The organism is Paracoccus marinaquae (assembly GCF_018860165.1).
GTDB classification, from domain to species: Bacteria; Pseudomonadota; Alphaproteobacteria; order Rhodobacterales; family Rhodobacteraceae; genus Paracoccus; species Paracoccus marinaquae.
The window spans coordinates 1-6,689 of sequence record NZ_JAHKNG010000076.1 but is presented as its reverse complement, the minus strand read 5'-3'; the positions used below and the strand labels follow the sequence as shown (position 1 = coordinate 6,689).

The window sequence follows — 6,689 nt, the reverse complement described above, 5'->3', positions numbered from 1 at the left end:
CGACGGTTGGGAAACCCTTTCTCAGCCGATCGAGCCGTGCGCCCTTGACCGCGCCGCCTGACGCGGCCATCCATCACATGCTCGGAGATGCCGCCGACGAATTTCCACCAGATACGCGACACCACCCAATGAAGTCGAACGGCAGCTCCGGGCCGATCTTACCGGTGATGTTTCGCCCATCGAGTTGAAATGCTGCGACCGATCCTATGGCGGAAAAGAGCCCAACCCTGCAAGTTTCTGTCTTCCAAATGGAGTGAAGGCAGGACAGCTAGTTGATGTAGTCTGCAAGAAGCTGAGGATCACCCGAAAGATTGCCATCTACTGCAGCCTCTTTGACCTTCACCTCAGTACAAAATGCCTTCCTCTGCACCAACTGAGCATCCCGGAAGGTGAGACGAAGCACGGAGGCCGTCGATGGCTCCAACGATTGACGGCAACTGTCGTCGATAAGTAGCGACCAATCTTCGCGGGTCGGTCGTTACCCCTGGCATTATCCCGCTCGCGTCAGATATCGTCCGGTGTCAGTTCGGCTTGCTTCCTGTACCACTCTTTCTGGAATTTCTCGGATGGCGTAAGCTGCCCGCCCTCCCATCTGTACAAGTACTTATGCTCTATCAACCAAGCTAGTCCGGCCCTTACCGCATCTTCACCAAGTCCACTGTCCTCCGCTATCATTCGAATGGACGAGGGGTCATCGCTAGCGAGTGGATACCATCTCGGAAGAATTTTCTTGTAAAGAACATAGGCTGCAGTCTTTTCTGTGCTCCATTCTTTTCTTTTCTTTGTTGCCCGCTTTCCGAAATGCACCCATCCACCTTTGCGCCACAGTATGCCATCGCTTTCAAACTGCTCCAGTGCTGCTTCGATGTCGTCAGGAAGAACGTTGAACCACTCACGGCCAGCAACTTTGATTTGTTTGTCCTCGAAAGCCTTGTGCAATAGTTTCTCTAAGCGCTCCGGATTGTCGCACTTAATCGTGATTTCTATATTTGGAATATATCCGACTGCGGCCTTTTGGGATTGAGACGCGACCCTCTCGGCGGCTCCCGCCTTCGCGTAGCCGATCTTACACATTTTTGGCTCAAATATCTGTCCGGAGAGAGGGCTCTTCATTCTGTAGATGTACACGCAGGGGTCCAAATCCTCGCCTCTCTCCTCTTGATTAAATCGGTCATAGAGTCCTCTGACCTTTTTAACATTGGGATAGCGCGCAATAAAAATTTTGAAGCGATCGATATCCTCGGCTGCCCACATACAAGCCACTCGCGTTGGTCGATCAGCTTTCTTTCCAGTGACAGGGTCAACATGGAGTCCCTCTTCGACTACTCGGCGACCAAATTGTCTGTCGTAAGACCCCCCCATGCGATCGATAAGGTCGTCTGATTCTCGTCTCAGTTTCAACAAGCGTTGACCGTACTCTAGATACGTCTGCTGATCATTGTTCATTAGCTACCTCCACTTTGTTCGCGTTGCGGTCCTTCCCGTATTTGGTCGTGCTGCACGATAATGCGAGTGACCGCATTGGGGAGGTGCGACGCGGCGATGGCAAGCCCGATGAACGGCAGGTCAGGGCCGCCCTTACCGGGGCGGCCCCCTGCTTCAGATCTCGACCGCCTCAGCGATAGCGAGCGCGTCCTCCAACTCGACGCCAAGATACCTGACGGTACTGTCCATCTTGGTATGACCGAGCAGAAGCTGAACGGCGCGTAGATTGCCAGTTTTACGATAGATCTGGGCAACCTTGGTTCGACGCATCGAATGCGTTCCGTATGATGTCGGTTCCAGCCCGATTGACGAAACCCAATCCCGGACCAGTCGAGCATACTGACGTGTCGAGATGTGCAGCCGTTCGTGGAAGCGCCCCGGCCACAGATGTTCCGACCCGATCATCAAAGGGTCGTCAAGCCATGCGGCGATCGATTTTCGCGTTCCCTCGGTGATTTCAAAACGGACAGGTTTTCGGGTTTTGCTCTGGATGATGGAAGCGCGCTCCTTCACCTGTCCCGCAGCAAAGACATCGGCGACCAACAGCTTGACCAGATCGCAGCCTCTCAGCTTGCTGTCGATTGCCAGATTGAACAGCGCAAGGTCCCGAACGTTGTTTGCGATTTCAAGCCGGACGCGTATCGCCCAGACATGCTTGGGAAGAAGAGGGCGTTTCTGGCCGACGATTCGTCCCTTGTTCCAGGCTGGACGGCGGGTACAGATGGCAGGCAAGTTTTCGATGGTCATGGCGAATCCTCTGATCCGCCACGCCCTCCCTATCGTCGGCACGGCGCCGACGACCCATCATATCATCATGCGAGCGCGGAAATCGGCCGCTTTGAGCCCATTGCGGACATTCACGTTCAGGGCTGCGTTTCTTCCACTTCTCCCATAGACCGGCCGAAAGGAAATGGGGAAAAGCATGGCACTGCCCCCGAACAAGGGATTTGATCGTTTGGCAAAGAACACGCCATTAAGCCTGACCCTGCTTGAGTTGACCCACGCGGTCACTCAGCGTCAGTGGACTGCTCGCGAGCTTGCGGAAGCATCGCTGTCTCGGATCGAGGAGCTTGACCACGGCCTGCATGCCTTTTGCACATTGGACGAGACGGCCTTGGAGCAGGCTGATGAAACCGACCGTCGCCTTTCCGCCGGTTTGCCGGTGGGACCACTGGCGGGCGTTCCGGTTGCTGTGAAAGACCTGATTTGCACCCGAGGGATGCGAACAACTTTTGGATCACGCCTCTATGCGGATTTTGTGCCTGAGCAAGATGACATAGTTGTCGAACGCCTGAGAAAAGCTGGTGCGACAATCATCGGTAAGACAAACACGTCTGAATTCGGTTATGGTGGCGTTGGCCACAATCACGTTTTCCCCACAACCCGCAATCCCTGGAATGTGGCACTGACGCCGGGTGGGTCGAGCGCCGGTTCGGCAGTAGCCGTTTCCACCGGCATGGTTCCATTGGCCTTGGGCAGCGATGGCGGCGGTTCGATACGCATCCCAGCGTCACTTTGCGGCGTCTTCGGCATGAAGCCGTCTTGGGGACGGGTGCCTCTATACCCAAGCTGTCGCGATCCACGTTACCCCGGACAGTCCGGTTGGGAGAGCCTTGAGCACATCGGCCCCTTGACCCGAAATGCAACCGATGCAGCACTTGCGCTTTCTGTCATATCCGGCCCCTCAGCCCACGACCGCCATTCTGTTCCGTCTGAGAGCGGTGACTGGGTTCTGAGTAGTTTGGACGCAATGGCAACCATCCGCATCGCATTTACGAGCGACCTCGGATTTGCGATCGTGGATCCGGAAGTGCGCTCTGTTTTTGAACAGGCTGTCGAGCGCCTGAGGATGGCAATCAGCCATATCGAATGTGCTTACCCGGCCGTTGGCAATACCGAAGCATTGCTCGACACGCTTGTTGCGCTTGAGACGGATCGGGCTGGTCTGAAAGCTATGGCTGCGGAGCAGGGCATTGATCTTGATGGCTGGATCGGAAGCATCCTTGAGCGAACCTGGACAGGGGACCAGTTCACAGCCGCCATCATGGACCGCAAGCGCATCGCAAATATCACTGCGGACTTCATGCGTGATTTCGATTTTCTGCTAACCCCCACAACCGCAAGCGCCGCCTTTCCGATTGATACCTACGGCCCTGACAAGATTGCAGGGCAGGTGGTGCCACCGTCGTCATGGGTTCCGTTCTCCGCGCTCGCGAATTTCACCGGGTTGCCTGCCGCCTCAGTGCCCATTGGTTTCACCAAGGATGGCCGACCAATCGGATTGCAGATCATGGGACGCCATCTGGATGACAACGGCGTCCTTAGCCTTTGCGCCATTGTGGAAAAGATCGTTGCGCTAGATCATAGTTCAACGCCTGTCTGACCCGAAATGGCAGCCGAGATTGATCAGCTCGCACCCCCATCCTCGGAGCCCATTGCTGACCTTCGTCGATGACGTTAGCCTGTGGGACGCGCATAAAGATCGACCTGCAGGGTCGATCATCAGCGCGCTCCCCTCCAATGGAAAATACGGATGGCACATGTGTGACCATATGTTTGTCGTGACTGGTGGCCCCGGTTCCGGCAAGAGCACGTTGATCGACGCCCTGCGCGACAGGGGATTTGCCTCGATGCCAGAGGCCGGGCGGGCTATCATTCGCGATCAGGTTCAGATTGAGGGCACCGCTTTGCCATGGGCAGACAAAGTCATGTTTGCCGAACTCATGCTCGGATGGGAGCTGCGGTCGTGGCATGAAGCTTCGGCTTTGGAAAAGCCGGTGCTTATGGACAGGGGCGTCCCTGATGTTGTCGGCTATCTGACGCTGTCTGGCCTTCGGGTTCCCGCCCATGTGGAGGCTGCCGCGAAGACATATCGCTACAACAGGATGGTCTTTATCGCCCCATATTGGGAGGACATTTTCGGGCAGGACGCCGAAAGAAAGCAGGATCACGAGGAAGCCGAGGCAACCAACCGGGTCATGGCTGATACTTACGCCCGCTTCGGCTACCAGCTTGTTGAGCTTCCCAAAGTGACCGTCGAGGAGCGTGTTGCTTTCGTCCTGGATCACCTGAAGGCGGGATGACGGCTTTGTCCCGCCCTGCCGACCTTCATCCTCCGATGATGCTGCGCCATGGACGAATGGCCGGTCTAGTGAAGCTGCACCGCGGCGATCGGCAAGAGTCTGAGCTCACAGCCGACATGCGGGTGTACAGAAACATCACGCATCCAGATCGGCAGGCCGTCAGACTGCCGCCGTCCAGAGGCGGAACCGCTTCCCGCCGGTCACTTCCCGGATCAGCCCCAGGCCTTTCAGCCGCACCAGCAGCCGTTCGGCGGTGTCGCGGCTCAGCCCGGTTGTGGATTCCAGCGCCATTGCCGACAGGACCGGATGCGCCACCAGTGCATCAATTGCCAGTGCCGCATTGCCGCCCTTGATGCGCGCTGTCGCCTGCCTGGCCTGATCTGCCCAATTCATCAGCCTCCTAACCGTCCGGAAGCCTTCCTCGCATCCAGTCGCAACGGCCCCGCACCACGTCCGCAGAAACTCGTCCGCATCACCACCTATCGTCCAAACTCCCCCCCCGTTTCACAGCAAGACGGTCGGATGCAGAGCTGACGCCCGTCAACCGTCAAAGTTTGCGACAGAGCCCGGGTCGCGTCGTCGGGCGAGGATGTTGATGACGACCGCGGCGGAATGGACGCCCTGATCCACGGCCTCGCGGCAGGCGGCTTCGACGGCTTGGAGCCCGTCATCGGGCACGCAGCTCAGGATCTGGACCATCTGCCGGTCGCCGTCATCGCTGCCCTTCAGCTTGCGCCGGATCGCGGCCATGGCGGGCGGAAGCACCCAGTCCTTGAACGGAGCTCCATTGCGCAGTGCTCCAGGTTTGCGTGCCAGAACAGGCACATAATGCCACGGATCATAGACGGTCTGGCCTCGCCCGAAGGCGCGGGCATGCTCGCCAACCACCACGCCATCCTGCCGGATCACGATGCGTTCGGCGTAAGCATGCACATCTACGGGACGTCCGACTGCCGTGGCCAAGACCGAGTATTTGTTGTTGTCGAACCGGACCGTGCAGGTCTTCGATACCGAGGCGGGCACGCTGTGGAAGCCATCGAAGCGGCCGACGTATGGAACGAGGTGGGGCCGCTCTGCCTCGAACATCTCCCAGATCGTCTTGTCGGTCTGTTCGGGATGGCGGTGCGCCTTTGCGTAGGCCACGCATTTGTCCAGCAGCCAGGCGTTCAGTTCGTCCAGACTTTTGACGCGGAGGCGCGGCGTAAAGAACCGTTCCCGCACCAGCCCGACCTGGTTCTCGACTTGTCCCTTCTCCCAGCCCGATGCGGGTGTGCAGGCGACCGGTTGAACAAGGTAATGGCTGCACATCTGCAGGAAGCGGCGATTGTAATGCCGTTCCTTGCCCGTGAAGACCGCTTCAACCGCCGTCTTCATGTTGTCGTAAATCCGGCGCGTGCAGGTGCCCTTGAAGAAGGCGAAGGCCCGGTCATGCGCGTCAAAGACCATCTCTTGACTCTCGCGCATGTAGGCCCGGGCGAACATCATCCGGCTGTGGCAAAGCCGGATATGCGCTACCTTCACCGTCACCGTGATGCCCGAGATCACCACGACCTCATGGCTCCAGTCGAACTGGTATGCCTCACCCGGTGCGTAGTAGAGCGGCACATAGGCTTCGGCTGTCATCGCGCCCCGGTTCTGCGACCAACCCTTCGCGAACCGGCGCACGGCATCATAGCCGCCTTCGTATCCCAGCCCGCGCAACTCCTCAAAGATGCGGATCAGCGTCAACCGTTCCCGCGGTGTTGTCACGTTAACCGAAGGGTTGGCTGGCAAGGCCGTAAATGAAGGTCTTAGGCGATGCTGGCTGCTACTTTCCACGTGCGGAGAGCTTCCATCCGGTGGTAGCGAATGGTCAGGGCGGCGCGTCGGCGAGCTGGAACGGAGAAACAATTGCGGACGGCTGAATGGATGGACACGAAGCGTTGCAGGCCGCCTGGCGAGCGATGACCCTGCATCACGCGCTCTCGCTTTCGGAACGGTAAATGGCTGTTCTTGGCACGATTGTTGAGCCCCTTATGCGACCAGTGATCCAGATCGGGCAGGAGTTCGCGCTTGGCCGCGCCATATGAGCGGAGCTTGTCCGTTATAATCCGCTTGGGAACAGACCCCGCGCGTTTCATC

7 protein-coding genes and 1 pseudogene are annotated in these 6,689 nt (G+C 58.0%); 3 read left to right on the top strand and 5 right to left on the bottom strand.

Going from position 1 to position 6,689, the window contains the following annotated elements; translation table 11 throughout:
* Nucleotides 1–188, top strand: a 188-nt coding sequence (locus KNW02_RS19795; protein ID WP_216034908.1) for a hypothetical protein, incomplete at its 5' end; no start/stop codon positions are given.
* A 316-nt stretch (nucleotides 189–504) separates the two neighbouring features.
* Here the strand turns inward: KNW02_RS19795 and KNW02_RS19790 are convergent.
* Together KNW02_RS19790 and KNW02_RS19785 are read right to left on the bottom strand one after the other, a co-directional pair.
* Nucleotides 505–1,446: a GIY-YIG nuclease family protein gene (locus KNW02_RS19790; RefSeq protein WP_216034907.1), complete on the bottom strand. Its 942-nt coding sequence runs from the start codon at nucleotides 1,444–1,446 to the stop codon at nucleotides 505–507.
* Nucleotides 1,447–1,599: 153 nt separating this feature from the next.
* A complete protein-coding gene (locus KNW02_RS19785) occupies nucleotides 1,600–2,232 on the bottom strand; it encodes a tyrosine-type recombinase/integrase (protein ID WP_216034906.1) in 633 nt (210 codons plus the stop codon).
* Nucleotides 2,233–2,407: 175 nt separating this feature from the next.
* Here KNW02_RS19785 and KNW02_RS19780 point away from each other — a divergent pair, with 175 nt between their 5' ends.
* Nucleotides 2,408–3,868, top strand: coding sequence for an amidase (locus KNW02_RS19780; protein ID WP_216034905.1), 1,461 nt, complete (start codon nucleotides 2,408–2,410; stop codon nucleotides 3,866–3,868).
* 157 nt (nucleotides 3,869–4,025) lie between these two features.
* Entirely contained in the window at nucleotides 4,026–4,568 is a 543-nt protein-coding gene (locus KNW02_RS19775; protein ID WP_216034910.1) for an AAA family ATPase, read from the top strand.
* 159 nt (nucleotides 4,569–4,727) lie between these two features.
* On the opposite strand, the gene KNW02_RS19770 is transcribed toward KNW02_RS19775, so the two are convergent.
* From KNW02_RS19770 to KNW02_RS19760, 3 genes and pseudogenes are all read right to left on the bottom strand, one after another.
* Entirely contained in the window at nucleotides 4,728–5,027 is a 300-nt protein-coding gene (locus KNW02_RS19770) for a DUF1403 family protein (protein ID WP_256447775.1), read from the bottom strand.
* Between the two features lie 102 nt (nucleotides 5,028–5,129).
* Nucleotides 5,130–6,341, bottom strand: a pseudogene (gene istA / locus KNW02_RS19765) (IS21 family transposase); the annotation flags it as partial.
* Nucleotides 6,342–6,358: 17 nt separating this feature from the next.
* A partial coding sequence (locus tag KNW02_RS19760) for a DDE-type integrase/transposase/recombinase (RefSeq protein ID WP_216034904.1) occupies nucleotides 6,359–6,689 on the bottom strand: 331 nt, incomplete at its 5' end.